General features: G+C 64.6%; 25 protein-coding genes, 1 tRNA gene and 1 pseudogene. 3 read left to right on the top strand and 24 right to left on the bottom strand.

What is annotated here, in order from left to right:
- Positions 1 to 3 precede the first annotated feature (3 nt).
- The 3 genes from G4D77_RS24210 to G4D77_RS24200 are packed head-to-tail and all read left to right on the top strand — an operon-like array spanning position 4 to position 3,302.
- On the top strand, positions 4 to 1,092 hold the full coding sequence (locus G4D77_RS24210) for a glycosyltransferase (protein WP_154833712.1): 1,089 nt from the start codon (positions 4 to 6) through the stop codon (positions 1,090 to 1,092).
- Positions 1,093 to 1,118: 26 nt separating this feature from the next.
- Positions 1,119 to 2,186, top strand: coding sequence for a PLP-dependent cysteine synthase family protein (locus G4D77_RS24205; protein WP_154833711.1), 1,068 nt, complete (start codon positions 1,119 to 1,121; stop codon positions 2,184 to 2,186).
- Between the two features lie 3 nt (positions 2,187 to 2,189).
- Positions 2,190 to 3,302 (top strand): lipocalin-like domain-containing protein, encoded by a 1,113-nt coding sequence (locus G4D77_RS24200; protein WP_154833710.1) that lies wholly within the window; start codon positions 2,190 to 2,192, stop codon positions 3,300 to 3,302.
- A 61-nt stretch (positions 3,303 to 3,363) separates the two neighbouring features.
- Here the strand turns inward: G4D77_RS24200 and G4D77_RS24195 are convergent, their stop codons facing one another.
- From G4D77_RS24195 to tpiA, 24 genes and pseudogenes are all read right to left on the bottom strand, one after another.
- Positions 3,364 to 4,362 carry a branched-chain amino acid ABC transporter permease gene (locus tag G4D77_RS24195; protein WP_016447695.1) on the bottom strand — a complete coding sequence of 333 codons (999 nt, stop codon included), beginning with the start codon at positions 4,360 to 4,362 and terminating at the stop codon, positions 3,364 to 3,366.
- Positions 4,363 to 4,389: 27 nt separating this feature from the next.
- A complete protein-coding gene (locus tag G4D77_RS24190; protein WP_012206960.1) occupies positions 4,390 to 5,274 on the bottom strand; it encodes a branched-chain amino acid ABC transporter permease in 885 nt (294 codons plus the stop codon).
- Positions 5,275 to 5,331: 57 nt separating this feature from the next.
- The gene (locus G4D77_RS24185; RefSeq protein WP_016447696.1) at positions 5,332 to 6,528 is read right to left on the bottom strand and encodes an ABC transporter substrate-binding protein; all 1,197 of its coding nucleotides are present in this window, start codon (positions 6,526 to 6,528) and stop codon (positions 5,332 to 5,334) included.
- Positions 6,529 to 6,628: 100 nt separating this feature from the next.
- Positions 6,629 to 7,339, bottom strand: coding sequence for an ABC transporter ATP-binding protein (locus tag G4D77_RS24180; protein ID WP_154833709.1), 711 nt, complete (start codon positions 7,337 to 7,339; stop codon positions 6,629 to 6,631).
- 1 nt (position 7,340) lies between these two features.
- Positions 7,341 to 8,111, bottom strand: a complete 771-nt coding sequence (locus G4D77_RS24175; protein ID WP_012206963.1) for an ABC transporter ATP-binding protein — start codon at positions 8,109 to 8,111, stop codon at positions 7,341 to 7,343.
- Between the two features lie 613 nt (positions 8,112 to 8,724).
- Positions 8,725 to 9,234 (bottom strand): annotated as a pseudogene (locus tag G4D77_RS24170) (DUF1178 family protein).
- Between the two features lie 38 nt (positions 9,235 to 9,272).
- Positions 9,273 to 9,578 carry a DUF2818 family protein gene (locus tag G4D77_RS24165; RefSeq protein ID WP_016447700.1) on the bottom strand — a complete coding sequence of 102 codons (306 nt, stop codon included), beginning with the start codon at positions 9,576 to 9,578 and terminating at the stop codon, positions 9,273 to 9,275.
- Between the two features lie 55 nt (positions 9,579 to 9,633).
- Complete coding sequence (gene nuoN / locus G4D77_RS24160; RefSeq protein WP_016447701.1) at positions 9,634 to 11,127, bottom strand: NADH-quinone oxidoreductase subunit NuoN; 1,494 nt, start codon at positions 11,125 to 11,127, stop codon at positions 9,634 to 9,636.
- A 24-nt stretch (positions 11,128 to 11,151) separates the two neighbouring features.
- The gene (locus tag G4D77_RS24155; protein WP_046239124.1) at positions 11,152 to 12,627 is read right to left on the bottom strand and encodes an NADH-quinone oxidoreductase subunit M; all 1,476 of its coding nucleotides are present in this window, start codon (positions 12,625 to 12,627) and stop codon (positions 11,152 to 11,154) included.
- A 16-nt stretch (positions 12,628 to 12,643) separates the two neighbouring features.
- On the bottom strand, positions 12,644 to 14,692 hold the full coding sequence (gene nuoL / locus G4D77_RS24150; protein WP_026062052.1) for an NADH-quinone oxidoreductase subunit L: 2,049 nt from the start codon (positions 14,690 to 14,692) through the stop codon (positions 12,644 to 12,646).
- 29 nt (positions 14,693 to 14,721) lie between these two features.
- Positions 14,722 to 15,030, bottom strand: a complete 309-nt coding sequence (gene nuoK / locus G4D77_RS24145; protein ID WP_016447704.1) for an NADH-quinone oxidoreductase subunit NuoK — start codon at positions 15,028 to 15,030, stop codon at positions 14,722 to 14,724.
- Positions 15,027 to 15,695, bottom strand: coding sequence for an NADH-quinone oxidoreductase subunit J (locus tag G4D77_RS24140; protein ID WP_012206970.1), 669 nt, complete (start codon positions 15,693 to 15,695; stop codon positions 15,027 to 15,029). Before G4D77_RS24140 ends, nuoK begins: the two co-directional genes overlap by 4 nt.
- A 34-nt stretch (positions 15,696 to 15,729) precedes the next feature.
- On the bottom strand, positions 15,730 to 16,239 hold the full coding sequence (gene nuoI, locus G4D77_RS24135; protein WP_016447705.1) for an NADH-quinone oxidoreductase subunit NuoI: 510 nt from the start codon (positions 16,237 to 16,239) through the stop codon (positions 15,730 to 15,732).
- Positions 16,240 to 16,250: 11 nt separating this feature from the next.
- Positions 16,251 to 17,327 carry an NADH-quinone oxidoreductase subunit NuoH gene (nuoH, locus tag G4D77_RS24130; protein WP_034363791.1) on the bottom strand — a complete coding sequence of 359 codons (1,077 nt, stop codon included), beginning with the start codon at positions 17,325 to 17,327 and terminating at the stop codon, positions 16,251 to 16,253.
- A complete protein-coding gene (gene nuoG, locus G4D77_RS24125) occupies positions 17,324 to 19,447 on the bottom strand; it encodes an NADH-quinone oxidoreductase subunit NuoG (RefSeq protein WP_154833708.1) in 2,124 nt (707 codons plus the stop codon). Before nuoG ends, nuoH begins: the two co-directional genes overlap by 4 nt.
- Positions 19,448 to 19,462: 15 nt before the next feature.
- Positions 19,463 to 20,821 carry an NADH-quinone oxidoreductase subunit NuoF gene (gene nuoF / locus G4D77_RS24120; RefSeq protein WP_016447708.1) on the bottom strand — a complete coding sequence of 453 codons (1,359 nt, stop codon included), beginning with the start codon at positions 20,819 to 20,821 and terminating at the stop codon, positions 19,463 to 19,465.
- Positions 20,818 to 21,309, bottom strand: a complete 492-nt coding sequence (nuoE, locus tag G4D77_RS24115) for an NADH-quinone oxidoreductase subunit NuoE (protein WP_016447709.1) — start codon at positions 21,307 to 21,309, stop codon at positions 20,818 to 20,820. The genes nuoF and nuoE overlap by 4 nt, the downstream gene beginning before the upstream one ends.
- Positions 21,306 to 22,559: an NADH-quinone oxidoreductase subunit D gene (locus G4D77_RS24110; protein ID WP_016447710.1), complete on the bottom strand. Its 1,254-nt coding sequence runs from the start codon at positions 22,557 to 22,559 to the stop codon at positions 21,306 to 21,308. Before G4D77_RS24110 ends, nuoE begins: the two co-directional genes overlap by 4 nt.
- 32 nt (positions 22,560 to 22,591) lie before the next feature.
- Entirely contained in the window at positions 22,592 to 23,200 is a 609-nt protein-coding gene (locus G4D77_RS24105; RefSeq protein ID WP_026062051.1) for an NADH-quinone oxidoreductase subunit C, read from the bottom strand.
- 10 nt (positions 23,201 to 23,210) lie between these two features.
- Positions 23,211 to 23,690: a NuoB/complex I 20 kDa subunit family protein gene (locus tag G4D77_RS24100; RefSeq protein ID WP_012206978.1), complete on the bottom strand. Its 480-nt coding sequence runs from the start codon at positions 23,688 to 23,690 to the stop codon at positions 23,211 to 23,213.
- Between the two features lie 23 nt (positions 23,691 to 23,713).
- On the bottom strand, positions 23,714 to 24,073 hold the full coding sequence (locus tag G4D77_RS24095; protein WP_012206979.1) for an NADH-quinone oxidoreductase subunit A: 360 nt from the start codon (positions 24,071 to 24,073) through the stop codon (positions 23,714 to 23,716).
- Between the two features lie 73 nt (positions 24,074 to 24,146).
- A tRNA-Leu gene (locus G4D77_RS24090) sits at positions 24,147 to 24,231 on the bottom strand.
- A 118-nt stretch (positions 24,232 to 24,349) separates the two neighbouring features.
- Positions 24,350 to 24,742 carry a preprotein translocase subunit SecG gene (gene secG, locus G4D77_RS24085; protein WP_016447712.1) on the bottom strand — a complete coding sequence of 131 codons (393 nt, stop codon included), beginning with the start codon at positions 24,740 to 24,742 and terminating at the stop codon, positions 24,350 to 24,352.
- A gap of 58 nt (positions 24,743 to 24,800) precedes the next feature.
- Complete coding sequence (gene tpiA / locus G4D77_RS24080) at positions 24,801 to 25,547, bottom strand: triose-phosphate isomerase (protein WP_154833707.1); 747 nt, start codon at positions 25,545 to 25,547, stop codon at positions 24,801 to 24,803.

The raw sequence follows: 25,547 nt of genomic DNA, 5'->3' as shown, positions 1-25,547 counted from the left end.
GCTATGCGACCTGCGCGACGCGTCCATATCTGCCTGAACATGATCGTCAAGAACGAGGCCCCGGTGATCGCGCGTTGCCTGGCCTCGGTCAAGCCGTGGGTGGACCATTGGGTGATCGTGGACACGGGCTCCAGCGACGGCACGCAGGACCTGGTGCGCCAGTGCATGGAGGGCGTGCCCGGCAGCCTGCACGAGCGGCCCTGGGTGGACTTCGCCCACAACCGCAACGAGGCGCTGGAGCTGGCGCGGCCGCACGGCGACTACCTGCTGTTCATCGATGCCGACGAGCAGCTGCGCGTGCCCGAAGGCTTTGCATGGCCGGCGCTGGAGGCGGACGGCTGCATGCTGTCCTGCCACATGGCGGGCACCGAATACCAGCGCAATGCGCTGATCGCCACGCGCGTGGACTGGCGCTGGGAAGGCGTGCTGCACGAGTACCTGACCGCCCCGGCGCACCAGGCCTGGCAGATGCTGGCGGGGCCGTACATCGATGTCTCGCACGACGGCGCACGGGCGCGGGACCCGCAGACCTACCTGCGTGACATCGCCGTGCTCGAAAAGGCCGTGCGCGAGCAGCCCGGCAACACGCGCAACGTGTTCTATCTGGCGCAAAGCCACCGCGACGCAGGCCAGATCGAGTCCAGCCTGCAGTGGTACCGGCAGCGCGCCGCCATGGGCGGCTGGGCCGAGGAGCAGTGGTTTGCGCTGTTCCAGATCGGCGTGCTGCTGGAGCGCTCGGGCGCCGAGCCAGCCGCCGTGCGCGAGGCCTATCTCACCGCCTATGCCGCGCGACCGCAGCGGGCCGAGCCCCTGTGCGAGCTGGCGCGCTACCATCGCGAGCGGTCCGAGTTTGCCCTGGCCTGCCTCTATGCGCGCCAGGCCGCCGCGCTGCCGCGCCCGGCCGAGGACATCCTGTTCATCGACGCCCAGGTTTATGCCTGGCGCGCACTGGACGAGCTGGCCGTCAGCGCCTTCTACACCCCGCTGCGCGACCTGGGCCGCGCCGCGCTGCAGCAGTTGCTGGCCGAACGCCGCTACCCCGCCAGCGAGCAGACACGCATCGAGGCCAACCGCCCGTTCTACGGCCTGTAGCCGCGTGGGCAGGGCAGCCTGCGACAATGGCCGCCATGCCGCACACCACCTCTTCCTGGCTGCATGAGGCCATCAACCGCATCGAGGCCGATTACCAGCGCAGTGCCGACACGCACCTGATCCCGCTGCCCCTGCCCGGCTTTGCCGGCCTGGGGATCGACCTCTACCTCAAGGACGAATCCACCCACCCCACGGGCAGCCTCAAGCACCGGCTGGCGCGCTCGCTGTTTCTCTATGCGCTGTGCAATGGCTGGGTGCACGAGGGATCGACCATCGTCGAGGCATCGAGCGGCTCCACGGCCGTGAGCGAGGCCTACTTCGCGCGCCTGCTGGGCCTGCCCTTCGTGGCCGTGATGCCGCGCAGCACCTCGGTGGAGAAGATTGCACTGATCGAGTTCTACGGCGGCCGCTGCCATCTGGTGGACAGCGCCGCCCAGGTCTATGACGAGGCACGCGCCGTGGCCGCGCAGGCCGGCGGCCACTACATGGACCAGTTCACCTATGCCGAGCGCGCCACCGACTGGCGTGGCAACAACAATATTGCGGAGAGCATGTTCACCCAGATGCGGCGCGAGCGCCATGCCGTGCCGCGCTGGATCGTGGTGGGCGCGGGCACGGGCGGCACCAGTGCCACCATCGGCCGCTACGTGCGTTTCCAGCGCCATGCCACGGGCATCTGCGTGGCCGACCCCGAGGGCTCGGTGTTCGCCGCCTACCACCGCACGGGCGATGCCACCCTCACCGCGCCGGGCTCGCGCATCGAGGGCATAGGCCGCCCGCGCGTGGAGCCCAGCTTTGTGCGCACGCTGGTGGACCGCATGGAGGAAGTGGCGGACTGCGATTCCCTGGCCGCCATGCGCAGCCTGTCCGCACTGCTGGGCCGGCGCGTGGGACCGTCCACGGGCACCAACTACGTGGCCATGCTCAGGCTGGCCAGCGAGATGCGCCAGCGCGGCGAGCAGGGCTCCATTCTTTCGCTGCTGTGCGATGCGGGCGAGCGCTACCTGCCCACCTACCATGATGCGGACTGGGTGATGCAGCGCATCGGCGACTGCGGGCCGGCCCAGGCGCGCATCGCGCAGCTGCAAGGCTGATCCATGATGCCCCTGCCCCGCCGCCATCTGCTGGGCCTGGCTGCCGGCCTGGGCCTGGGGGCGGCAGGACTGCCCGCCCAGGCACTGCCGCCACGCACGCTGGTCTTCCCGCGCGACCACGGCAGCCACCCCGGGCTGCGCACCGAGTGGTGGTACATCACCGGCCAGGCACGCGCAGCGGGCCGGGCCTGGGGTTTCCAGATCACCTTCTTCCGGTCGCGCGTGCAGGCCACGCAGGAGCTGCGCTCCGCCTTTGCGGCGCGCCAGCTGCTGTTTGCCCATGCGGCGCTGTGCGATGTGCAGGGCGCTCGCCTGCACCACGACCAGCGCATTGCGCGCGCAGGCTTTGGCATTGCCCAGGCCAGCGAGACCGATGCCGACGTGCGGCTGCAGGACTGGTCGCTGCAGCGCACCGATGAAGGCGCTGCCGAGCGCTATACCACGCGCCTGCGCAGCAGCACATTCGCCCTGGACCTGCACTTTGACACCCGCCTGCCCCCCTTGCTGCAGGGCCGCGCCGGCCTGTCGCGCAAGGGTCCCGAACCCGATCAGGCCAGCTACTACTACAGCCGCCCGCAGCTGCAGGTGAGCGGCACGCTGGAGCTGGCAGGCCAGCGCATGGCGATAGAAGCCGCACGCGAGCCCGGCGACAACCGCGCCTGGCTGGACCATGAATGGAGCCAGGCCCTGCTGCACCCCGAGGCCGTGGGCTGGGACTGGATAGGCATGAACCTGTTCGACGGCGGCGCGCTCACGGCCTTCCGAGTGCGCCGCAGCGATGGCAGCGCGCTGTGGGCCGGAGGCTCGCTGCGCGGTGTGGATGGCACGCTGCAGGTCTTCGCCCACGATGCAGTGCAGTTCACGCCGCTGCGCCACTGGAGCAGCCCTGCCAGCGGAGCGCGCTACCCCGTGCAATGGCAGGTGGACACGCCCGCAGGCCGCTTCATCGTGAACGCCCTGGTCGATGACCAGGAGCTGGACAGCAGCGCCTCCACCGGCGCCATCTACTGGGAGGGCCTGTGCAGCCTGCAAAAGCCCACCGGCCCGGGCCAGGAGGCGCGAGCCGGTCAGGGATACCTGGAGATGACGGGCTACGCCCGGCCGCTGCAGTTGTAGCTATGGCAGTCAACAGCATGGGCACGTAGCCCACCCCCTTGAAACCGTCCCAACCCGGCTCTCAAGGGGTACGCTTTTTCTGCAGACGGACGATCAGCTCGCCCATGATGCCCTTGCGGAACAGCAGCACGCAGACCACGAAGATCAGGCCCGTGACGATGGTCACCGACTCGCCCAGCGTGGAGAACCACTCCACGCCCGTGAGGCGCTGCAGGAAGAGGCCGAACTCGCCGATCTTGTTCTCCAGCATGACCACCACGGCCGATCCCAGGATGGGGCCGGACAGCGTGCCCAGGCCGCCCATCAGCGTCATCAGGATCACGTGGCCGGAGGTGGTCCAGTGCACATCCGACAGCGTGGCAAAGCCCAGCACCACGGTCTTGAGCGAACCGGCCAGGCCCGTGAGCGCGGCCGAGATCACGAAGGCCAGCAGCTTGAAGCGCGCCACGTCGTAGCCCAGCGAGGTCGCGCGCGGCTCGTTCTCCTTGATGGCCTTGAGCACCTGGCCGAAGGGCGAGTGGATGGTGCGCACGATCAGCAGGAAGGCCAGGACCACGATGACCAGCGTGACGTAGTACATGGTCATGTCGCTGGCCAGGTCGATGAGGCCGAACAGCTTGCCGCGCGGCACGCCCTGCAGCCCGTCCTCGCCGCCCGTGAAGGGCGCCTGCAGGCACACGAAGAACAGCATCTGGGCCAGCGCCAGCGTGATCATGGAAAAGTAGATGCCCTGGCGGCGGATGGCCAGCCAGCCGAAGATCAGCCCCAGCAGCGCGCCGCCGGCCGTGCCGGCCAGCATGGCCAGCTCGGGCGTGAAGCCCCAGCCCTTGATGGCGTAGCCGGTCACATAGGCCGCGCCGCCCAGGAAGGCCGCGTGGCCGAAGGACAGCAGGCCCGTGTAGCCCAGCAGCAGGTTGAAGGCCGAGGCGAACAGTGCGAAGCACATGAGCTTCATCACGAACACCGGATACGCGCCCAGCAGGGGCGCCGCCAGCAGGCCCAGCAGCAGCAGGCCATAGCCCCAGGGGGCAATGCGTTGAACGAGAGTCTTGGATTTCATGTGGTCGGCCCCTTGTCCTCGTTCTTGTTATTTCTCTTTGCCGAACAGGCCGGCGGGGCGGATGAGCAAAACGATGACCATGATGAAGAACACCACGGTGGACGATGCCTCGGGCCAGAAGACCTTGGTCAGGCCCTCGATCACCCCCAGGCCCAGGCCGGTGAGGATGGAGCCCATGATGGAGCCCATGCCTCCGATCACCACCACGGCGAAGACCACGATGATGAGGTTCTGCCCCATCAGCGGCGTGACCTGGTAGACGGGCGCCGCCAGCACGCCGGCAAAGGCGGCCAGGGCCGCGCCGAAGGCATAGGTCAGCGTGATCATCACGGGGACATTGACGCCGAAGGCCTCGACCAGGCGCGGGTTCTCGGTGCCGGCCCGCAGGTAGGCGCCAATGCGCGTCTTCTCGATCATGAACCAGGTGGCCACGCAGACCACGATGGAGGCCAGCACCACCCATGCGCGGTAGTTGGGCAGGATCATGAAGCCCAGGTTGGTCGCGCCCTCCAGCAGCTCGGGCGTGTCATAGCCCAGCCCCGAGACGCCGTAGACCGAGCGGAACAGGCCCTCGATCAGCAGCGACAGGCCCAGCGTCAGCAGCAGGCCGTAGAGATGGTCGAGCTTGTAGATCCAGCGCAACAGGAAGCGCTCGATCAGCACCCCCAGCAGGCCCACCAGCAGCGGCGACAGCACCAGCATCACCCAGTAGTTGATGTTGAAGTAGCTCATGGCCATCCAGGTGACCATGGCGCCCAGCATGAACAACGCGCCGTGGGCGAAGTTGATCACGTTGAGCAGGCCGAAGATCACCGCCAGCCCCAGGCTGAGGATGGCGTAGAACGAGCCGTTGACCAGCCCCAGAAGGAGCTGGCTCATCAGGCCTGGCAGGGAAACACCAAAGATTTCCATGGGATGCAGCTGTCGTGGTTGGCCGGGTGGCGGTTGGGGGTCAGTGGCGGCGCGGCGTTACTTCCACAGCGCGCACTTGGTCTCGGCCTTGGTGGTCCAGACCTGGTCGGCGGGCAGCGTGGCCACGACCTTCAGGTAGTCCCAGGGCTTCTTGGACTCGGCGGGCTTCTTGACCTCGACCAGGTACATGTCGTGGGCAAAGGTGCCGTCGGGACGGATCGAGCCCTTGCCGTAGAAGTCGTCGATGGGCGTGCTCTTGAGATGGGCCATGACCTTGTCGGCATCCGTGGACTTCACGGCCTGCACGGCCTTGAGGTAGCTGGTCACGGCCGAGTAGTCGGCGGCCTGGATGGAGGTGGGCATGCGCTTGGTCTTGGCAAAGAAGCGCTCGGCGAACTTGCGCGCCGCGTCGTTCTGGTCCCAGTACCAGCTGGTGGTGAACTGCATGCCTTCGGTGTTCTTCAGGCCCAGGCTGTGGATGTCGGTCAGGAACACCAGCAGGCCCACGGTCTTCATGCTCTTGTTGATGCCGAATTCCTTGGCCGCCTTGATGGCGTTGATGGTGTCGCCACCGGCATTGGCCAGGCCCAGGATCTGGGCCTTGGAGGCCTGCGCCTGCAGCAGGAAGGACGAGAAGTCCGAGGCATTGAGCGGATGCTTGACGCCGCCCACCACCTTGCCGCCCTTGGCCTTGATCACCGCCGTGGTGTCGTTCTCCAGCGCGTGGCCGAAGGCGTAGTCTGCCGTCAGGAAGAACCAGTCCTTGCCGCCGCGCTCCACCACGGCCGTGCCCGTGCCCTTGGCCAGGGCCACGGTGTCATAGGCGTAGTGCACGGTGTAGGGATTGCACTGCTCGTTGGTCAGCGCCGACGAGCCTGCGCCGCTGTTGAAGTGCACGCGCTTTTTCTCATTGGCCACCTGCGACACCGCCAGGGCCGTTCCGGAGTTGGTGCCGCTGAACACCAGCGAGATACCCTGCGTGTCCACCCACTCGCGCACCTTGGAGGCGGCGATGTCGGCCTTGTTCTGGTGGTCGGCGCTCAGCAGCTCGATGGGCTGGCCCAGCACCTTGCCGCCGAAGTCATCGATGGCCATCTGCATCGCGGTGACGGCATTCTTGCCTTCCACGTCCGCATAGAGGCTGGACATGTCGGTCACGAAGCCGATCTTCACCTTCTCCTGTGCCATGGCAAGCGGGCTGGCCAGGCCGGCGGCGGCCAGCATGCACGACAGTGCGGTCAGTTTTGCTTTCATTGGTGTCTCCTTCGCGTTGATGTCTTGGGTTTTTTGTCACAGGGCCATGGCAGGAATGCAGCCGGCGAGCCCCAGGCGCCAGCCACGATGGATATCCGGGTCAGACTCCGAGCAGTTCGTTGAGCACGGGCATCTTGGCCTGCAGCTCGGCCGCGCCGAAACGCTCGACCACATGGCCGTGCTCGACCACGTAGAAGCGGTCGGCCAGCGGCGCCGCGAAGTGGAAGTTCTGCTCCACCATCACCACGGTGTAGCCCTTGGTGCGCAGCATGGTGATCATGCGGGCCAGCGCCTGCACGATGACGGGGGCCAGGCCTTCGGAGATCTCGTCGAGCAGCAACAGCCGCGCGCCCGTGCGCAGGATGCGCGCAACAGCCAGCATCTGCTGCTCGCCACCCGACAGGCGCGTGCCCTGGCTGTGGCGGCGCTCGGCCAGGTTGGGGAACATGGCGTAGATCTCATCCACGCTCATGCCCGGCTGGCCGGTCTTGAGCGGCGGCGGCAGCATCAGGTTCTCTTCGCACGAGAGGCTGGAGAAGATGCCGCGCTCTTCAGGGCAGTAGCCCACACCCAGGTGGGCAATGCGGTGCGTGGGCATGTGGATGGCTTCCACGCCATTGATCCTGATCGAGCCCTTGCGCGCGCCCGTCAGACCCATGATGGCGCGCAGCGTGGACGTGCGGCCCGCGCCGTTGCGCCCCAGCAGCGTGACCACCTCGCCGGGCTGGACCACCAGGTCCATGCCGTGCAGCACATGGGATTCGCCGTACCAGGCCTGCAGGCCCTTGATTTCCAATGCCGGTGCAGTCATCTCAATGCGCTCCCTGCAACTGGCCGTCGGTGGTGCCCATATACGCTTCCATCACTTGGGGGTTGCGCGAAACTTCCTCGTACGGCCCCTCGGCCAGCACGGCGCCGCGCTGCAGCACCGTGATGCGGTCGGCAATGGTGGAGATCACCTTCATGTTGTGCTCCACCATGAGAATCGTGCGGCCGGCCGAGACCTTCTTGATCAGCTGGGTCACGCGGTCCACGTCTTCGTGGCCCATGCCCTGCGTGGGTTCGTCCAGCAGCATCAGCTCGGGCTCCATGGCCAGCGTGGTGGCAATCTCCAGCGCACGCTTGCGGCCATAGGGCAGGTTGACCGTGACCTCGTCGGCCAGGTCCTGCAGGCCCACTTCGGCCAGCAACTGCATGGCGCGGTCATCGAGCTGCGACAGGCTCTTCTCGCTGCGCCAGAAATGGAACTCCGTGCCCAGCTTGCGCTGCAGGCCGATGCGCACGTTCTCCAGCAGCGTGCAATGCGGGAACACGGCCGAGATCTGGAAGGACCGGATCACGCCACGGCGCGCAATCTGCGCCGGTGCTTCCCGCGTGATGTCCTCGCCATTGAAACGGATGGTGCCGGAGGTGGGCTCCAGGAACTTGGTCAGCAGATTGAAGCAGGTGGTCTTGCCTGCGCCATTGGGGCCGATCAAGGCATGGATGGAGCCGCGGCGCACCGAAAGGTCCACCTTGCTCACCGCCGTAAATCCCTTGAACTCTTTGGTCAGGTTCCGGGTTTCGAGAATAACGTCGCTCATGTGCGCTTCGCCTGCTCCGTTGATGCTGCCAGCCGCCAACGCGTCGCCAGAGGCTCTGGTGGGCGTTGTGCAGGGTCGGACGCATCGTAGGCTTGCCGACGTTGTGCACCGCAGCGGGAAAACGCCTACGTAGGTGCTCCTAAGCACAGGCCCTGCCCCGCACTGCAGCATGGCGCATCAAGACGAGTCGCCGCAAAAACAAGAAGCAACCACTCACACTTGAAATAATCAAGCAGTCACGGGGCTGCAAGGCGCCGCGGCTGCAGGCGGGCCCTAGGGTTCTCCATCACCTCGGCCCGGCGACGCCCACGCGGAAGGCCAGAGCGCTTCCAAAGAGATAGCAAACTACCCTTTTTGCGGCTTGGCAGACAGCGACCAATGTCTGCTGCCTTACGGGAAACACCCAGGTGGGCAATCTCCCTGTGGCCTGCTCAGTCACTATGCGAAAAGCCGCGGATATGCTTGGGTTTGTCGCCCCATCAATTGAATGGCGACAAAGCGACTCAAAGCGCTATTCAATTAATAGCATCAGGTGATTGCCTGGCATGTGAATTGGCGATTGATCGGCATGAGCGCAATTGTCGCCGCCAAGACAGCATGTGCCCGGAGCAAGTTACTGCAGCGTTTCCTTGCTGCCTTGCGGCAAGGCCAATGGAACCACGGCAATGCCTTCGTCCAGCAATTGCATGGCCTGCTCGGGACTCGCCTTGCCGCGGATGGCGCGCTCTTCGGTCTCGCCATAGTGCATGCGGCGGGCTTCATCGGCAAAGCGTTCGCCCACGTCCTCGGTCTGCTGCGCGACCTTGCGCGACCACTGCAGCCAGGCGGCCTACATGGCCTGCAATTGCTCACGCGCCTGGGGCGGCATGGCCGTTGAAGCAGCGGCTGCCGCGCTGGCGGCCGAGGCGGCTGCAGCAGGCTCTGCCGCCGCCGCCGGGGGCAAGCTTGCAGGCTTGGCGCCAAGATTGATGCGGGGGGCGCTCAGGCGCTTGGTGATGTCGCTGTGGCCGCAGACGGGGCACAGCACCAGCTGGCGCTGCAGCTGGCTCTGGAAATCCTCTTCCGAGGCGAACCAGCCCTCGAAGAGGTGGCCCTGCGGGCAATGGAGGTCGAGCACTTTCATCGCGCACCCTCATCCATGAAGCAACCGGCACCGCGGCCTCAGCCGCGGCGGTGAATCAGGAAACGATAGACGAAACCCGGGAATGCCAGTGTCAGGAACAACGCCCCCGTGATGGCATAGAACTCCCAGCCCTGGGGTGCAATCTGCCCCACGCGGCGCTCCAGCAGCAGCGCCACGCCGCCGACGATGAAGTACAGCAGCACCATCTCCAGCAGGCACAGGGCCAGCGGCTTGCGCTGGGTGCGCAGCGGCCCCAGCTGCAGCCAGCGGGGGTTGAAGAAAGGCAAATTGGCTGCCACAAGGGCAGCCAATATCACGAGCCAGATCGAAGCGGTTTGCGACAAGCCGATGTCCTCACCGCAGGGCCTTGCGCGCAAGGCCCTGCACAGGGAAAGTGGATCAGGAAGCCAGGGCGCGCACGACGGCGTCGGCGCACAGGGCCATCAGGCCGCCGGGCAGGATGCCCAGACCCAGCACCAGGGCGCCATTGAGGGTCAGCACCACGCGCACGTCCAGCGAAGCGGAAACGCTGGTGGCGGTGATGGGCTCATCGAAGTACATGACCTTGACGACGCGCAGGTAGTAGAAGGCGCCGATCAGCGACATGACCACGGCGAACACGGCCAGGGCGATGTACAGGCTGTGGCCCGAAGCCACCAGCGCCTGCAGCACCGACAGCTTGGCGTAGAAGCCGACCAGGGGCGGAATGCCGGCCATGGAGAACAGGCAGATCGCCATCACGCCGGCATACAGCGGGCTGCGCTGGTTCAGGCCGGCAAAGTCGGCGACCTCTTCGCTCTCGAAGCCTTCGCGGGCCAGCAGCTGGATCACGCCGAAGGCGGCCAGCGTGGTCAGCACATAGGTCACCACGTAGAACATGGCCGAGCTGTAGGCGTTCTCGACGGTGGCCGGATCGACCTTGCCGTCGACCACACCCGACATCAGGCCCAGCAGCACGAAGCCCATCTGCGAGATGGTCGAGTAGGCCAGCATGCGCTTGAGGTTGGTCTGCTGCAGGCCGGCCAGGTTGCCGACCAGCAGAGAGGCAATGGCAAGCACGGCCAGCATCTGCTGCCAGTCGATGGCCAGCGGCAGCAGGCCGTCCACCAGCAGGCGGATGACGATGGCGAAGGCCGCCAGCTTGGGCGCGCCACCGATCATGGTGGTGATGGCCGTGGGAGCGCCCTGGTACACGTCGGGGACCCACATGTGGAAGGGAACCACGCCCAGCTTGAAGGCCAGGCCGGAGACCACGAAGACCAGGCCGAACACCAGCACCTGGTGCTTGATTTCGCCCGAGTTGATGGCCTTGAACACCTGGCCGATGTCCAGCGAACCGGTCGCGCCGTAGAGCATGGACATGCCGTACAGCAGGAAGCCGCTGGCCATGGCGCCAAGCACGAAGTACTTCATCGCGGCCTCGACCGAAGCCGTGTGGTCGCGGCGCAGCGCCACCAGGGCGTAGCTGGACAGCGTCAGCAGCTCCAGGCCCAGGTAGATGACCAGGAAGTTGTTGCCCGAGATCATGATGAACATGCCCAGCAGCGCGAGCATGGCCAACGTGAACAGCTCGCCGCCGCGCAGCATGTCGCGGTCGGCGGCGTAGGGGCGGCCGTAGACCAGGGTGACCATCATGGCCACGGTGGCGAAACACTTGAGCCAGTTGCCCATGGCGTCGGAGACGACCATGTTGCCCCAGCCATAGAACGTGTTGCCACTGGAGGCATACATGCCTTGCAGCACGGCCACCACGCCCAGGGTCAGCAGTGTCAGAACATAGGTGCCCGTGCGGCGCGGGCTTTTGACGCCCAGGTCCACCAGGGCGATCACGCAGGCCATGACCAGGAGAAGGATCTCCGGATAGATGGCCAGCCAGCTGATGTTGTCAATCATCTCGATTCTCTCGTTTCAGTCTGGTCACTGCAGCTTGCTCATGGCCACATGCTTGAGCAGCTCGGCCACGGACACATCCATCACGTCAGTGAAGGGCTTGGGATACAGGCCCATGTACAGCACGGCGATGGCCAGCAGACCCAGCACCAGGAACTCGCGGTTGCCGATGTCGGTCAGGCCGCGCACATTGTCATTGGTGACAGGACCCAGGTAGACGCGCTTGTACATCCACAGCGTATAGGCTGCGCCGAAGATCAGCGCCGTGGCAGCGCCCAGGCCGATCCAGAAGTTGTATTGCACGGCGCCCAGGATCACCATCCACTCGCCGACGAAGCCGGCCGTCGCGGGCAGGCCGCAGTTGGCCATGGCGAACAGCAGCGCGAAGGCCGCGAACTTGGGCATGGTGTTGACCACGCCGCCGTAGGAAGCGATTTCACGCGAGTGCACGCGGTCGTAGAGCACGCCGATGCACAGGAACATGGCGCCCGACACGAAGCCGTGGGCAATCATCTGCACGATGCCGCCGGCAATGCCCAGCGGATTGAAGATGAAGAAGCCCAGGGTCACGAAGCCCATGTGGGCCACGGACGAGTAGGCCACCAGCTTCTTCATGTCCTTTTGCACCAGGGCGACCACGCCCACGTAGATCACGGCGATCAGCGACAGGGCGATGACCAGCCAGGCCCACTTGTGCGAGGCATCGGGTGCGATGGGCATGGAAAAGCGCAGGAAACCGTAGGCGCCCAGCTTCAGCATGATGGCGGCCAGCACGGCGGAGCCGCCGGTGGGCGCTTCCACGTGCACGTCGGGCAGCCAGGTGTGGACCGGCCACATCGGCACCTTCACGGCAAAGGCCGCGAAGAAGGCGAAGAAGATCAGCGTCTGGGCCGTCATGGACAGCGGCAGCTTGTGCCAGTCGAGGATCTCGAAGCTGCCACCCGACTGGGTGTACAGGTAGATCACGGCGACCAGGGTCAGCAGCGAACCCATCAGCGTGTACAGGAAGAACTTGAAGGCCGCATAGATGCGGTTGGGACCTCCCCAGATGCCGATGATCAGGTACATCGGGATCAGCGTGGCCTCGAAGAACACGTAGAACAGCAGGCCGTCCAGCGCGCTGAACACGCCGACCATCAGGCCGGACAGGATCAGGAAGGCGCCCATGTACTGGTTCACGCGCTCGGTGATGTTCTCCCACGACGCGATCACGACGATCACGGTGATGAAGGCGGTCAGCGGCACGAACCAGAACGAGATGCCATCCACGCCCAGGTGGTAGTGGATGTTGAAGCGCTCGATCCACAGCGCCTTCTCCACGAACTGCATGGCAGCCGTGCTGTTGTCGAACTGCTGTATCAGCGGCAGCGTGACGGCCAGGCCTGCCAGCGCGCCGACCAGGGCCAGCCAGCGCACTGCCTTGACCTGATCCTCGCGGCCCAGGGCCAGCAGGAGGGCGCCGAAGGCGATCGGCACCCAGATTGAAAGACTCAACCAATGCATTTTTGTTCTTCCCCTACTACTTGTTGAGCCACACGAAATACGTCATGAGAGCGAACACGCCCAGCAGCATGACCAACGCGTAGTGATAGAGATAGCCCGACTGCAGCTTGCGCACCCACTGGCCGATGCGGCCGATGAGCTTCCACGAGCCGTTGACGATGCCGCCATCGATGATGGCCTGGTCGCCGACCTTCCAGAAGAAGCTGCCGAAGGCGCGTGCGCCGCGGGCGAAGATGTTCTCGTAGACCCAGTCCACGCCGTACTTGCCTTCCAGTGCCTGGTAGACACCGATCTTCTGCATGGACGACTTGATGGCGGCAGGCACTTCGGGCTTGACCATGTAGAACAGGTAGGAGACGACGACGCCTGCCAGTGCAAGCCAGAACGGCGCGGCCGTGAAGCCGTGCAGCGCCATGGGCACCCAGCCGTGGATCTTCTCGGCCAGCTCGGCCATGGCGCCGTGCTTGCTGCCATCGACGTGGATCACACCCTTGAAGAAATCACCGAACAGCATGGGCATCAGTGCCAGGGCACCGATCACCACCGAGGGGATGGCCAGCAGCATCAGCGGGCCGGTCACGACCAGTGGCGACTCATGCGGCTTGGCATCGTGGCCATGGCCGTGGTGGTCGTCATGGGCGTGGTGGTCATCGTGGCCATGGTGGTGCGCATCGGGATTCTGGTCGTAGCGCTCCTTGCCGTGGAAGACGATGAAGTACAGGCGGAAGGAGTAGAACGCCGTGATGAACACGCCGGCCAGCACCGCGAAATTGGCGAAGCCAGCACCCGGCAGGTTGGTGGCATGCACGGCCTCGATGATGGCGTCCTTCGAGTAGAAGCCCGAGAAGAACGGCGTGCCGATCAGCGCCAGGTTGCCCAGCAGGAACGTGATCCAGGTGATGGGCATGTACTTGCGCACGCCGCCCATCCAGCGGATGTCCTGGTTGTGGTGCATGCCCATGATCACCGAGCCGGCGCCAAGGAACAGCAGGGCCTTGAAGAAGGCGTGGGTCATCAGGTGGAACACGGCCACCGAGTAGGCCGAGGCGCCCAGGGCCACGGTCATGTAGCCCAGCTGCGACAGCGTGGAGTACGCGATCACGCGCTTGATGTCGTTCTGGATGATGCCCAGCACGCCCATGAACAGCGCCGTGATGGAGCCGATCACCAGGATGAAGCTCAGCGCGGTGTCCGACAGCTCGTACAGCGGCGACATGCGCGAGACCATGAAGATGCCGGCCGTCACCATGGTGGCGGCGTGGATCAGTGCCGAGATGGGGGTCGGGCCTTCCATCGAATCGGGCAGCCAGGCATGCAGCGGGAACTGGGCCGACTTGCCCATGGCGCCGATGAACAGGCAGATGGCCGTCACCGTCACCAGCAGCCAGCCGGTGCCCGGCAGCAGGGTGTTCTGGATCTCGGGCAGCTTGGCGAAGATCTCGCCGTAGTTCATGGTGCCCGTGTAGGCAGCGATCAGGCCGATGCCCAGGATGAAGCCGAAGTCGCCCACGCGGTTGACCAGGAAGGCCTTCATGTTGGCGAAGATGGCCGAGGGCTTGTTGTAGTAGAAGCCGATCAGCAGGTACGACACCAGGCCCACGGCTTCCCAGCCGAAGAACAGCTGCAGCAGGTTGTTGCTCATGACGAGCATCAACATGGAGAAGGTGAACAGCGAGATGTAGGAGAAGAAACGGTTGTAGCCGTCATCTTCCTGCATGTAGCCGATGGTGTAGATGTGCACCATCAGCGACACGAAGGTCACCACGCACATCATCATGGCCGTGATGCTGTCGATCAGGAAACCGACTTCCATCTTCAGCCCGCCGATTTCCATCCAGGTGTAGATGGACTGGTCGAAGCGCGCCCCGTCGAAGATCACGCTGTTGAAGGTGATGGCCGACAGGATGAAGGCGATCAGCACGCCCAAAATCGTGAGGGAATGGCTGCCGCCGCGACCGATCTTGTTGCCGCCGAAGGCCGTGCCCCAGATACCCGCGAGCGCGGAACCCGCCAGCGGTGCCAGCGGCACCGCCAGGAGCATGGATGCAGAGAGTGTTTGACTCATTCTTAAGAACCTTGCAAGTTACGGCGGACTCAACCCTTGAGGGAGTTGAGATCTTCCGCATTGATGCTGGTCTTGTTGCGGAACAGAAGCACCAGGATCGCCAGACCGATGGCCGACTCGGCCGCTGCCACTGTCAGGATGAAGAACACGAACACCTGTCCGTGCATGTCACCCAGATAGCTGGAGAAGGCCACGAAGTTCATGTTGACGGCCAGGAGCATCAGCTCGATGGCCATCAGCAGCACGATCAGGTTCTTGCGGTTCAGAAAAATGCCAACGACGGAGAGCGCGAACAGCATGGCGCCCAGCGTCAAGTAATGGCCCAAAGTCAGCGTCATGCTTTTGTCTCCACGGCGGGGGTTGCCTCGGCGGCCGGTGCCTGCGGCGCCTGGGTGACCGGCACCTTGACCAGCTCGAGGCGATCCTTTGCGCGCACGCGGATCTGCTGGGCCGGGTTCACTGCCTTGCTGTCCTTGCGCTTGCGCAGGGTCAGGGCGATGGCGGCGATCATGGCCACCAGCAGGATCACGGCAGCGATCTCGACGGGGTACAGGTATTCGGTGTACAGCAGCTTGCCCAGGGCCTGGGTGTTGGAGTACTGCACGGTCTGGCCGGCAGCGTTGACCGTGGCCGCAATGGCCTTGGGCTCCTCGACGCCGCTGAAGCCGCCCATCAGCACCATGCCCATTTCAAAGGCGATCAGTGCGCCGATCAGGGCAGCGAAGGGGAAATGCTTCCAGAAGCCCTGGCGCACGGCGTCGATGCGGATGTCCAGCATCATCACCACGAACAGGAACAGCACCATCACGGCGCCCAGGTAGACCAGCACCAGGGTCACGCCCAGGAACTCGGCCTTGAGCAAAAGCCAGATGCCGGCAGCCTGCGAGAAGGCCAGGATCAGGTTGAGCACGGCATGCACGGGGTTGCGCGCCGTGACGACCCGGAAGGCTGCAAACAGCAGCACGACCGAGAACAGATAGAAGAAACCAGTTTTGGCGTCCATGGATCGAATCTTTTCAAGTGATCAAGGAGCCGCTTCAGCGGTACTTGGCGTCCGCAGCCTTGGCGGCGGCAATCTCGGGTTCGTAGCGATCGCCAACGGCCAGCAGCATGTCCTTGGTGAAGTACAGGTCGCCGCGCTTTTCTCCGTGGTATTCGAAGATATGCGTCTCGACGATGGAATCCACCGGGCAGCTTTCCTCGCAGAAGCCGCAGAAGATGCACTTGGTCAGGTCGATGTCGTAGCGCGTGGTGCGGCGCGAGCCGTCGTCACGCACATCGGACTCGATGGTGATGGCCATGGCCGGGCAGACCGCTTCGCACAGCTTGCAGGCGATGCAGCGCTCTTCGCCGTTGTCATAACGGCGCAGGGCGTGCAGTCCGCGAAAACGCGGCGACAGAGGTGTCTTTTCTTCGGGGAACTGCACCGTGACCTTGCGGCGGAAGGTGTAGCGGCCAGTCAGGGCCATGCCCTTGGCCAGTTCCCAGAGCATGAAGCTCTTGAAGAAATCTTTGATCGAAAATGGGGTAGCAGCAACCGCAGACATTCTTGCTCCGCTCAGTTCCAGATGTTCCAAGGCGAGTGCATCCAGCCACCCACGATGACCAGCCACACCAGGGTGACGGGAATGAAGATCTTCCAGCCCAGACGCATGATCTGGTCATAGCGAAAGCGCGGGAAGGTGGCACGGATCCAGATGAACATGGACACGACCAGGAAAGTCTTCGCCGCCAGCCAGATCCATCCGGGGATGAACGACAGGAAGTCGAACGGAGGCAGCCAGCCGCCCAGGAACATGATCACGGCCAGGATGGACACCAGCCACATGCTGGCGTACTCGGCCAGGAAGAAGATGGCAAAGCCCATGCCCGAGTACTCGACCATGTGGCCGGCCACGATTTCGGCTTCGCCTTCGACCACGTCGAAGGGGTGGCGGTTGGTCTCAGCCACGGCCGAGATCAGGTACACCACGAAGATCGGCAGCAGCGGCAGCCAGTTCCACGACAGGACGCTGGCACCCATGCTGGCGAACTGGCCCTGGCCCTGGCTCAGCACGATCTGCGTCAGATTCATGCTGCCCGTGACCATGATCACGACCAGGAAGCAGAAGCCCAGCGCAATCTCGTAGCTGACCATCTGCGCCGAGGCGCGCAGCGCGCCCAGGAAGGCGTACTTGGAGTTGGAGGCCCAGCCGGCAATGATCACGCCATAGACTTCGATGGACGTGATGGCCATGATCAGCAGCAGGCCGGCGTTGACGTTGGCCAGCGCCACTTCGGGACCGAAGGGGATCGCCACCCATGCCGCCAGGGCGGGCATGATGGCCATCACGGGACCCACGTAGAACAGGCCCTTGGCGGCAGCCGTGGGCTGGATCAGTTCCTTGGTCAGCAGCTTCAGGCCGTCGGCCAGGGGCTGCAGCAGGCCGAAGGGACCCACGCGGTTGGGACCCATGCGAACCTGCATGAAGCCCAGCAGCTTGCGCTCCCACAGCGTCAGGTAGGCCACGGCGCCCATCAGCGGGGCGACGATGGCGACGATGCCCAGCAGGATCCAGAGCACGGGCCAGGCCACGTCGGTCCACCAGGAGGCGGCGATCAGGCCGGCACCGGCCGTCTTGAGTGCGTCAATCATGCGGCGCCTCCCTCACGAGCCTGACGTGCATCTGCCGTCAGTTGCAGCGACGTCGCGCGGCGCACGATGCTGTCGAGCTGATAAATGCTGGCCACCACGGGCGCGGCATGGCCTGCGCCGTTGGCGATGGAATTCACGGCAGGCGCACCATTGCCCAGCAGGTTGGCCGGCACGCTGGTGGCGCCGGCGGTGGCGGCTGCGAGCACATCCTGCGACGTCTCGTAGTCCACGCCCTGCACGCCCAGCAGGTTGGCCAGAACGCGCAGCACCTTCCAGCCCGGACGGACTTCGGCCAGCGGCTTGACCACGGCATGAAAGCTCTGCAGGCGGCCTTCGGCGTTGACGAAGCTGCCCGAGGTTTCCGTGAACGGGGCGATGGGCAGCAGCACGTCGCTGAATTCCATGTTGGCCTTGAACGGGCTCAGGGTCACGACCATCTCGGCCTTGCCCAGTGCCTCTGCGGCGCGGGCGCCGGCAGCGGAGTCGAACACGGGCTCGTTGTTCAGCAGCAGCACGGCCTTGAGGCCGCCGGCCAGCATCTGGCCTGCGTTCAGGCCCGAAGCGGCAGGCTGTGCGCCCACCCACTGCGCGCCCACCGTGTTGGCGGCTTCGGTCAGGTAGCCGACCGAGGCGCCGGTCTGCTCGGCAATCCAGTTGGCCAGCGACAGCAGGGTCGATGCCTGTGCGTGGTGCGCAGCGGCATTGCCCAGCAAGATGGCCTTGCGCTCGCCGCGCAGCAGCGCGGTGGCAATGGCCTGGGCCTCGGCATGCACGTTGGCGGCGGCCACGGGAGCGGCAACACCCTTTTCCTGCGCCACGGCGGCGGCCACATCGGCCAGCGCCTGGGCCCAGTCCGGGGCTGCCACGATGGACGCCGTCACCGGCATGGCCCAGTCGTAGACACGCTCATTGATGGCGAGCACGGTGCAGCCCTGCTTGGCCGCCTGGCGGATGCGCTGCGCGAACAGCGGATGGTCCTTGCGCAGGTTGGAGCCGAGCACCAGGACGCCTTGCAGCTTGGAAAGCGAGGCGATGGGCGTGCCCAGCCACTGCACGCCCTGGGCGGCGGTGAACTCGGCGTTGCGCAGGCGATGGTCGATGTTCTCGCTGCCCAGGCCGCGCACCAGCTTGCCTGCCAGGAACAGCTCTTCCAGCGTGCTGTGCGGGCTGACCAGCGCACCGATGGCGGAGGCGCCATGGTCGTTCTTGATCTGGCGCAGGCCGTTGGCCACGTATTCGAGGGCCGTCTGCCAGTCGACCTCCTTCCACTCACCGCCCTGCTTGAGCATGGGGCGGGTCAGGCGTTCGTCACTGTTCAGGGCTTCGTAGGAGAAGCGGTCGCGGTCGGCGATCCAGCACTCGTTGACCTCTTCGTTCTCGAAGGGCACGACGCGCAGGACCTTGTGGTTCTTGACCTGGACGATGAGGTTGGCACCCGTGGAGTCATGGGGCGAGACCGACTTGCGGCGCGACAGCTCCCAGGTGCGGGCGCTGTAGCGGAAGGGCTTGCTGGTCAGCGCGCCCACGGGGCAGATGTCGATCATGTTGCCCGACAGCTCGGAGTCCACGGTATCGCCCACCACCGTGGTGATCTCGGAGTGCTCGCCGCGGTTGATCATGCCCAGCTCCATCACGCCGGACACTTCCTGTCCGAAGCGCACGCAGCGGGTGCAGTGGATGCAGCGGCTCATCTCCTGCATGGAGATCAGCGGGCCCACGTCCTTGTGGAAGACCACGCGCTTTTCTTCCTCGTAGCGCGAGGCGGAGCTGCCGTAGCCCACGGCCAGATCCTGCAGCTGGCATTCGCCGCCCTGGTCGCAGATCGGGCAGTCCAGCGGGTGATTGATGAGCAGGAACTCCATCACCGATTGCTGTGCCTTGATCGCCTTCTCGCTCTTGGTGCGCACGATCATGCCCTGCGTCACGGGCGTGGCGCAGGCGGGCATGGGCTTGGGGGCCTTTTCCACGTCCACCAGGCACATGCGGCAGTTGGCGGCGATGGAAAGTTTCTTGTGGTAGCAGAAATGCGGGATGTAGGTGCCTGCCTTCTCGGCTGCATGCATGACCATGCAGCCCTCGGCGACCTCCACCTTCTTTCCGTCCAGTTCAATTTCAACCATATGCTTTTCTCGCGATCAGGCGGCGTGGACCGTCTGCTTGGAAGCGTTCTGGATCTTCGCTTCAAACTCGTGGCGGAAGTGCTTGATCATGGCGCGCACCGGCATCGCTGCCGCATCGCCCAGCGCACAGATCGTGCGCCCCATGATGTTCACGGACACCGAGTCCAACAGCTCGATGTCTTCAGGACGGCCTTCGCCGTGCTCGATTCGGTTGACCACGCGCCACAGCCAGCCCGTGCCTTCGCGGCAGGGAGTGCACTGGCCGCAGGACTCGTGCTGGTAGAAGTAGGACAGGCGCAGCAGGCTCTCGACCATGTCGCGCGAGTCGTCCATCACGATCACGGCGCCCGAGCCCAGCATGGAGCCGGCCTTGGCGATGGAGTCGTAGTCCATCGTGCATTCCATGATGATGTCGGCCGGCAGCACGGGCGAGGACGATCCGCCGGGGATCACGGCCTTGAGCTTGCGGCCCGTGCGCACGCCACCGGCCAGCTCCAGCAGCTTGCTGAAGGGCGTGCCCAGCGGCACTTCGTAGTTGCCGGGCAGGTTGACGTCGCCGCTGACCGAGAAGATCTTGGTGCCGCCATTGTTGGGCTTGCCGCACTCCAGGTACGCAGCACCGCCGTTGCGGATGATCCAGGGAACGGCCGCAAAGGTTTCGGTGTTATTGATGGTGGTGGGCTTGCCGTACAGGCCGAAGCTGGCCGGGAACGGCGGCTTGAAGCGCGGCTGGCCCTTCTTGCCTTCCAGCGACTCCAGCAGCGCAGTCTCTTCGCCGCAGATGTAGGCGCCGAAGCCATGGTGCGCGTGCAGCTGGAAGCTGAAGCTGCTGCCCATGATGTTGTCGCCCAGGTAGCCGGCAGCGCGGGCTTCCTCCAGCGCGGCCTCGAAGCGCTCATAGGCCTCGAAGATTTCGCCGTGGATGTAGTTGTAGCCCAGGGAGATGCCCATCGCGTAGGCCGCGATGATCATGCCCTCGATCACGATGTGGGGGTTGTGCACCAGGATGTCCCGGTCCTTGCAGGTGCCCGGCTCGCCTTCGTCCGAGTTGCACACCAGATGCTTCTGGCCCGGGAACTGGCGGGGCATGAAGCTCCACTTCAGGCCCGTGGGGAAACCTGCGCCTCCGCGGCCGCGCAGCCCCGACTCCTTGACGGTGGCGATCACCTGATCCTGCGTCAGGCCTTCGCTGCCGTCCTTGCCCAGGATCTTGCGCAGCGCCTGGTAGCCGCCGCGTGCCTCGTAGTCCTTGATGGACCAGTTGGCGCCGGTCAGATCGGCATAGATCTGGGGATTGATGTGGCGGTCGTGGAAGCAGGTCTCGCTGCCCGAAGCGGCAAACCTGGCCAGGACCGATTGTGCGGCGGCGTTCATGCCTTGCCCTCCGCGGCGCGCAGGCCGTCGATCAGTTCGTCGAGCTTTTCGTTGCTCATGAAGCTGCACATGCAGCGGTCGTTCACCAGCATCACCGGCGAATCCGCGCAGGCACCCAGGCACTCGGACTGCTGCAGCGTGAACATGCCATCGGGCGTGGTCTCGCCCATCTTGATGCCCAGGCGGGATTCCAGATGGTGCAGCGCCTTGTAGCCGTCGCGCAGCTGACAGGGCAGGTTGGTGCAGACGTTCAGCTTGAACTTGCCCACCGGCCGCTGGTTGTACATGTTGTAGAACGTGGTGACTTCGTGCACCGCGATCTCGGCCATGCCCAGGAACTCGGCGATCACGGCCTCGCTCTCGGGACTGACCCAGCCCTGTTCCTGCTGCACGATGGACAGGCAGGCCATCACGGCCGACTGCTTCTGGTCGGCCGGGTACTTGGCCACCTCGCGCGCAAAGCGCTCCTTGGTCGCTTCGGTAATCATCGGTCAACGTCTCCAAACACGATGTCCAGGGTACTCAGCACCATCACGGCGTCGGCCAGCATGTGGCCTCGGCACAGTTCGTCCATGGCGGACAGATTGGCGAATCCCGGCGGACGGATCTTCAGGCGGTAGGGCTTGTTGGCCCCGTCGCTCACGATGTAGATGCCGAACTCCCCCTTGGGGTGTTCGATGGCCGCGTAAGCCTCGCCTTCGGGCACGCGGAAACCTTCGGTGAAGAGCTTGAAGTGGTGGATCAGCTCTTCCATGTTGGACTTCATGCCTTCGCGCGGCGGCGGGGCGATCTTGTGGTTGTCCACGATCACCGGGCCCGGGTTGGCACGCAGCCAGTCCACGCACTGCTTGATGATGCGGTTGGACTGGCGCATTTCGGCCACGCGCACCAGGTAGCGGTCGTAGCAGTCGCCGGTCTTGCCCACGGGCACGTCGAAGTCCATGCGGTCATAGACCTCGTAGGGCTGCGATTTGCGCATGTCCCAGGCCACGCCGGAGGCACGCAGCATGGGGCCGGTCAGGCCCAGGTTCATGGCACGCTCGGCCGTCACCACGCCGATGTCCACGTTGCGCTGCTTCCAGATGCGGTTGTCGGTCAGCAGGGTCTCGTACTCGTCGGCGCACTTGGGGAAGCGCTGCGTGAAGTCGTCGATGAAGTCCAGCAGCGAGCCCTGGCGGTTGCGGTTCATGACCTCGACCGAGCGCGCATTGCGCACCTTGCTGGCCTTGTACTGCGGCATGGTGTCGGGCAGGTCGCGGTAGACGCCGCCCGGACGGAAATAGGCCGCGTGCATGCGCGCGCCGGAGACCGCCTCGTACATGTCCATGAGGTCTTCGCGCTCACGGAAGGTATAGATCAGCGTCGTGGAGCTGCCTGCATCGTTGCCGCTGGAGCCCAGCCACATCAGGTGATTCATGATGCGGGTGATCTCCGAATACATCACGCGGATGTACTGGGCGCGAATGGGCACTTCGATGCCCAGCAGCTTCTCGATGGCCAGGCAGTAGGCGTGCTCGTTGCACATCATGGACACGTAGTCCAGCCGGTCCATATAGGGCAGCGACTGGATGTAGGTCTTGCTCTCTGCCAGTTTTTCCGTCGCGCGGTGCAGCAGACCGATGTGCGGGTCTGCACGCTGCACCACTTCACCGTCGAGCTCCAGCACCAGGCGCAGCACGCCGTGCGCTGCCGGGTGCTGCGGACCAAAGTTCAGGGAATAGTTCTTGATTTCAGCCATGGTCGTCCATCAAAAAGGCGCCTGCAGCGCCTTCAGTGCAGGCCCCCGTAGTTGTCTTCGCGGATGATCCGCGGCGTGATCTCGCGGGGCTCGATGGTGACCGGCTGGTACACCACGCGCTGCTGTTCGGGGTCATAGCGCATCTCCACATGGCCCGATAGCGGGAAGTCCTTGCGGAAGGGATGGCCGATGAAGCCGTAGTCGGTCAGGATGCGGCGCAGGTCGTCATGGCCATCGAAGACAATGCCGAACAGGTCGAACGCCTCGCGCTCGAACCAGTTGGCGCCGGCCCAGATGGGAGTAACCGAAGCCACCACCGGAAAATCGTCGTCGGTACAGAAGACGCGAACGCGCAGGCGCTGGTTCAGGCTGATCGACAGCAGGTGGGACACCACGGCAAAGCGCGGCCCTTCGCGGCCGACTTCTGCATAGGTGGAATAGTCCACGCCACACAGGTCCACCAGGACCTCGAACCGGCAATCCGGGGCGCTGTGCAGAACCTGCATGGCCTCCAGATAGTTGGCAGCGGACACTTCGACCGTCACCTCGCCCAGGGCCACGGTCACGCTGCGCGCCTTGTCGCCCAAGGCAGCAGCCACCACATCCCGAAGCACTTCGGGGTGAATCGCAATAGCAGTCATCATCTAGCCCTTAGACGCGAGCGATGGTATGGGTGCGGCGGATCTTCTGCTGCAGCTGGATGATGCCGTAGATCAGGGCTTCCGCCGTGGGGGGGCAGCCAGGCACATAGACATCGACCGGCACGATGCGGTCGCAGCCACGCACCACGGAATAGCTGTAGTGGTAGTAGCCGCCGCCATTGGCGCACGAGCCCATGGAGATGACCCAGCGGGGCTCGGACATCTGGTCATAGACCTTGCGCATGGCGGGCGCCATCTTGTTGCACAGGGTGCCGGCCACAATCATCAGGTCCGACTGGCGGGGGCTGGCACGGAAGACTTCCGAGCCAAAGCGGCCAATGTCGTAACGCGCCGCCGCAGCGTGCATCATCTCGACCGCGCAGCAGGCCAGACCAAATGTCATGGGCCACAGCGAGCCCGTCTTGGCCCAATTCACCACCGAGTCGTAACTCGTGGTGATGAAGCCTTCCTTCATCACGCCTTCGATCATCGTGTTTCCTTAGTGAACCCGCATCAGTCCCAGTCCAACGCACCCTTCTTCCATTCGTAGACAAAGCCCACGACGAGAACGGTCAGGAAAATCAGGACAGCGGCGAAACCAGCCCCACCCACGTCCCGAAGCGCAACGGCCCAGGGCAGCAGAAAGGCGATTTCCAAATCAAATAGGATGAACAGGATGGCGACGAGGTAGTAGCGCACATCGAATTTCATGCGCGCGTCTTCGAAGGCCTCGAAGCCACATTCGTAGGGAGAGTTCTTGGCGGCATCGGGCCGGTTCGGACCCAGCACATACCCCAGTACCAGGGGGACTACGCCGACACCCATGCCGACGAGAATGAACAAGAGAACGGGAAGATACTGGTCGATGTTCATCGTGTGCGGCTACCTTGAAAGGCATGCCCGCACCGATCAGCCTGATCAGCAGGGCAGGCTCTTAGTTATATCTTGGTGCCGTCGGCGAGACTCGAACTCGCACAGCTTTCGCCACTACCCCCTCAAGATAGCGTGTCTACCAATTTCACCACGACGGCTACGTCTCGATTTCGGCTGGCTCTTTATCTTCGTTGCAAAGATTCTGCCTACCGAACAATCTCTAGATTCTACTCTGAAAAACCCTCGGACCAGGAGGACCGAGGGCTTTGTTCGAAATTATTTCGTGGGGATCTGGGCCGCACCTTCAGCACCGGCAGCAGGCGCCTGACCTGCCGCAGGAGCAGGCACTTCGCCAGCAGCGCCAGGGACTGCGGGAGCCGGTGCCGTGATGGGGGCCGCGCCTTCCAGCACGCTGCCCGAGCTGACGGGGCGCGCATTGCTCAGATAGGCCAGCGCCAGCGTGGTCACGAAGAACACCGTGGCCAGGCCTGCCGTGGAGCGCGACAGAAAGTTCGCGCTGCCCGAGGCACCGAACAGGCTGCCGGAGCTGCCGCTGCCGAACGAGGCGCCCATGTCGGCGCCCTTTCCGTGCTGGATCAGGATCAGGCCGATCATGCCGAGTGCCGACAGCATCTGGACGGCGAGGATCACGCTTGCGAATGCATTCATTGGTTGTACCTGCTAGTAACGCGAGAGCTAAAAAAGCGAATGGAGAAACTGCTCCGGCTCAATGGGCCGCAGCGATGATGGTCAGGAAATCCGGCGCCTTGAGCGACGCCCCGCCCACAAGACCACCGTCAATGTCGGCCTGGGCCAGAAGCTGGGCTGCATTGGAGGCGTTCATGCTGCCGCCGTAGAGCAAGGGGATGCGGTCAGCCTGCCGGCTGGCAGCCGCCAGCTGGGCGCGCAGCACGGCATGCACCTGCTGCGCCTGCTCGGGTGTTGCGGTCCTGCCGGTGCCGATGGCCCAGACAGGCTCGTAGGCCACGACCAGCTCACTGATGCACTGACCCACCTGATGGATCACGGCTGCCAGCTGGCGCTTGACGACTTCCTCGGTCTGCCCCGCCTCGCGCTCTGCCAGCGTTTCGCCCACACAGACGATGGGCGTGACGCCCTTGGCCAGCGCAGCCTGCGCCTTCAAGGCCACCACGGCATCGGTTTCGCCATGGTATTGGCGACGCTCCGAGTGCCCCACCAAGGTGTAGCGCACGTCAAAATCCTGGAGCATGGCAGCCGAAAGCTCGCCCGTGTAGGCGCCCGAGTCATGCTGCGACACATCCTGCGCAGCCACGCCAATGGACGAACCTGCAAGCTCGGCCTGGGCCTGGGCCAGATAGGCGGCCGGCACGGCCACCGCCACACCCGCATTTCCACCTTCGGGCAGCCCCTGCTTGAGGGCCTTGAGCAACACGGCATTGGCAGCCAGGCTGCCATTCATCTTCCAGTTGCCGACGATGAGTTTCTTCTTCAT

This window comes from Delftia sp. WY8 (assembly GCF_018437695.1).
Taxonomy (GTDB): domain Bacteria; phylum Pseudomonadota; class Gammaproteobacteria; order Burkholderiales; family Burkholderiaceae_C; genus Comamonas; species Comamonas tsuruhatensis.
This window is presented reverse-complemented; position numbering and strand designations above follow the sequence as displayed.

What these genes read in the sequence shown, in the direction of transcription:
- G4D77_RS24175 (WP_012206963.1), bottom strand. Translation starts at nt 8,111, where the DNA reads ATGAGCGACGTTATTCTCGAAACCCGGAACCTGACCAAAGAGTTCAAG.
- G4D77_RS24110 (WP_016447710.1), bottom strand. Translation starts at nt 22,559, where the DNA reads ATGGCTGAAATCAAGAACTATTCCCTGAACTTTGGTCCGCAGCACCCG.
- nuoH (WP_034363791.1), bottom strand. Translation starts at nt 17,327, where the DNA reads ATGATTGACGCACTCAAGACGGCCGGTGCCGGCCTGATCGCCGCCTCC.
- G4D77_RS24100 (WP_012206978.1), bottom strand. Translation starts at nt 23,690, where the DNA reads ATGATCGAAGGCGTGATGAAGGAAGGCTTCATCACCACGAGTTACGAC.
- G4D77_RS24190 (WP_012206960.1), bottom strand. Translation starts at nt 5,274, where the DNA reads ATGGAAATCTTTGGTGTTTCCCTGCCAGGCCTGATGAGCCAGCTCCTT.
- G4D77_RS24155 (WP_046239124.1), bottom strand. Translation starts at nt 12,627, where the DNA reads ATGCATTGGTTGAGTCTTTCAATCTGGGTGCCGATCGCCTTCGGCGCC.
- nuoL (WP_026062052.1), bottom strand. Translation starts at nt 14,692, where the DNA reads ATGAGTCAAACACTCTCTGCATCCATGCTCCTGGCGGTGCCGCTGGCA.
- nuoN (WP_016447701.1), bottom strand. Translation starts at nt 11,127, where the DNA reads ATGATTGACAACATCAGCTGGCTGGCCATCTATCCGGAGATCCTTCTC.
- nuoI (WP_016447705.1), bottom strand. Translation starts at nt 16,239, where the DNA reads ATGTCTGCGGTTGCTGCTACCCCATTTTCGATCAAAGATTTCTTCAAG.
- G4D77_RS24210 (WP_154833712.1), top strand. Translation starts at nt 4, where the DNA reads ATGCGACCTGCGCGACGCGTCCATATCTGCCTGAACATGATCGTCAAG.
- G4D77_RS24105 (WP_026062051.1), bottom strand. Translation starts at nt 23,200, where the DNA reads ATGACTGCTATTGCGATTCACCCCGAAGTGCTTCGGGATGTGGTGGCT.
- G4D77_RS24205 (WP_154833711.1), top strand. Translation starts at nt 1,119, where the DNA reads ATGGCCGCCATGCCGCACACCACCTCTTCCTGGCTGCATGAGGCCATC.
- nuoE (WP_016447709.1), bottom strand. Translation starts at nt 21,309, where the DNA reads ATGATTACCGAAGCGACCAAGGAGCGCTTTGCGCGCGAGGTGGCCAAG.
- G4D77_RS24095 (WP_012206979.1), bottom strand. Translation starts at nt 24,073, where the DNA reads ATGAACATCGACCAGTATCTTCCCGTTCTCTTGTTCATTCTCGTCGGC.
- G4D77_RS24140 (WP_012206970.1), bottom strand. Translation starts at nt 15,695, where the DNA reads ATGGACGCCAAAACTGGTTTCTTCTATCTGTTCTCGGTCGTGCTGCTG.
- G4D77_RS24195 (WP_016447695.1), bottom strand. Translation starts at nt 4,362, where the DNA reads ATGAAATCCAAGACTCTCGTTCAACGCATTGCCCCCTGGGGCTATGGC.
- secG (WP_016447712.1), bottom strand. Translation starts at nt 24,742, where the DNA reads ATGAATGCATTCGCAAGCGTGATCCTCGCCGTCCAGATGCTGTCGGCA.
- G4D77_RS24180 (WP_154833709.1), bottom strand. Translation starts at nt 7,339, where the DNA reads ATGACTGCACCGGCATTGGAAATCAAGGGCCTGCAGGCCTGGTACGGC.
- tpiA (WP_154833707.1), bottom strand. Translation starts at nt 25,547, where the DNA reads ATGAAGAAGAAACTCATCGTCGGCAACTGGAAGATGAATGGCAGCCTG.
- nuoF (WP_016447708.1), bottom strand. Translation starts at nt 20,821, where the DNA reads ATGAACGCCGCCGCACAATCGGTCCTGGCCAGGTTTGCCGCTTCGGGC.
- G4D77_RS24185 (WP_016447696.1), bottom strand. Translation starts at nt 6,528, where the DNA reads ATGAAAGCAAAACTGACCGCACTGTCGTGCATGCTGGCCGCCGCCGGC.
- G4D77_RS24200 (WP_154833710.1), top strand. Translation starts at nt 2,190, where the DNA reads ATGATGCCCCTGCCCCGCCGCCATCTGCTGGGCCTGGCTGCCGGCCTG.
- nuoG (WP_154833708.1), bottom strand. Translation starts at nt 19,447, where the DNA reads ATGGTTGAAATTGAACTGGACGGAAAGAAGGTGGAGGTCGCCGAGGGC.
- nuoK (WP_016447704.1), bottom strand. Translation starts at nt 15,030, where the DNA reads ATGACGCTGACTTTGGGCCATTACTTGACGCTGGGCGCCATGCTGTTC.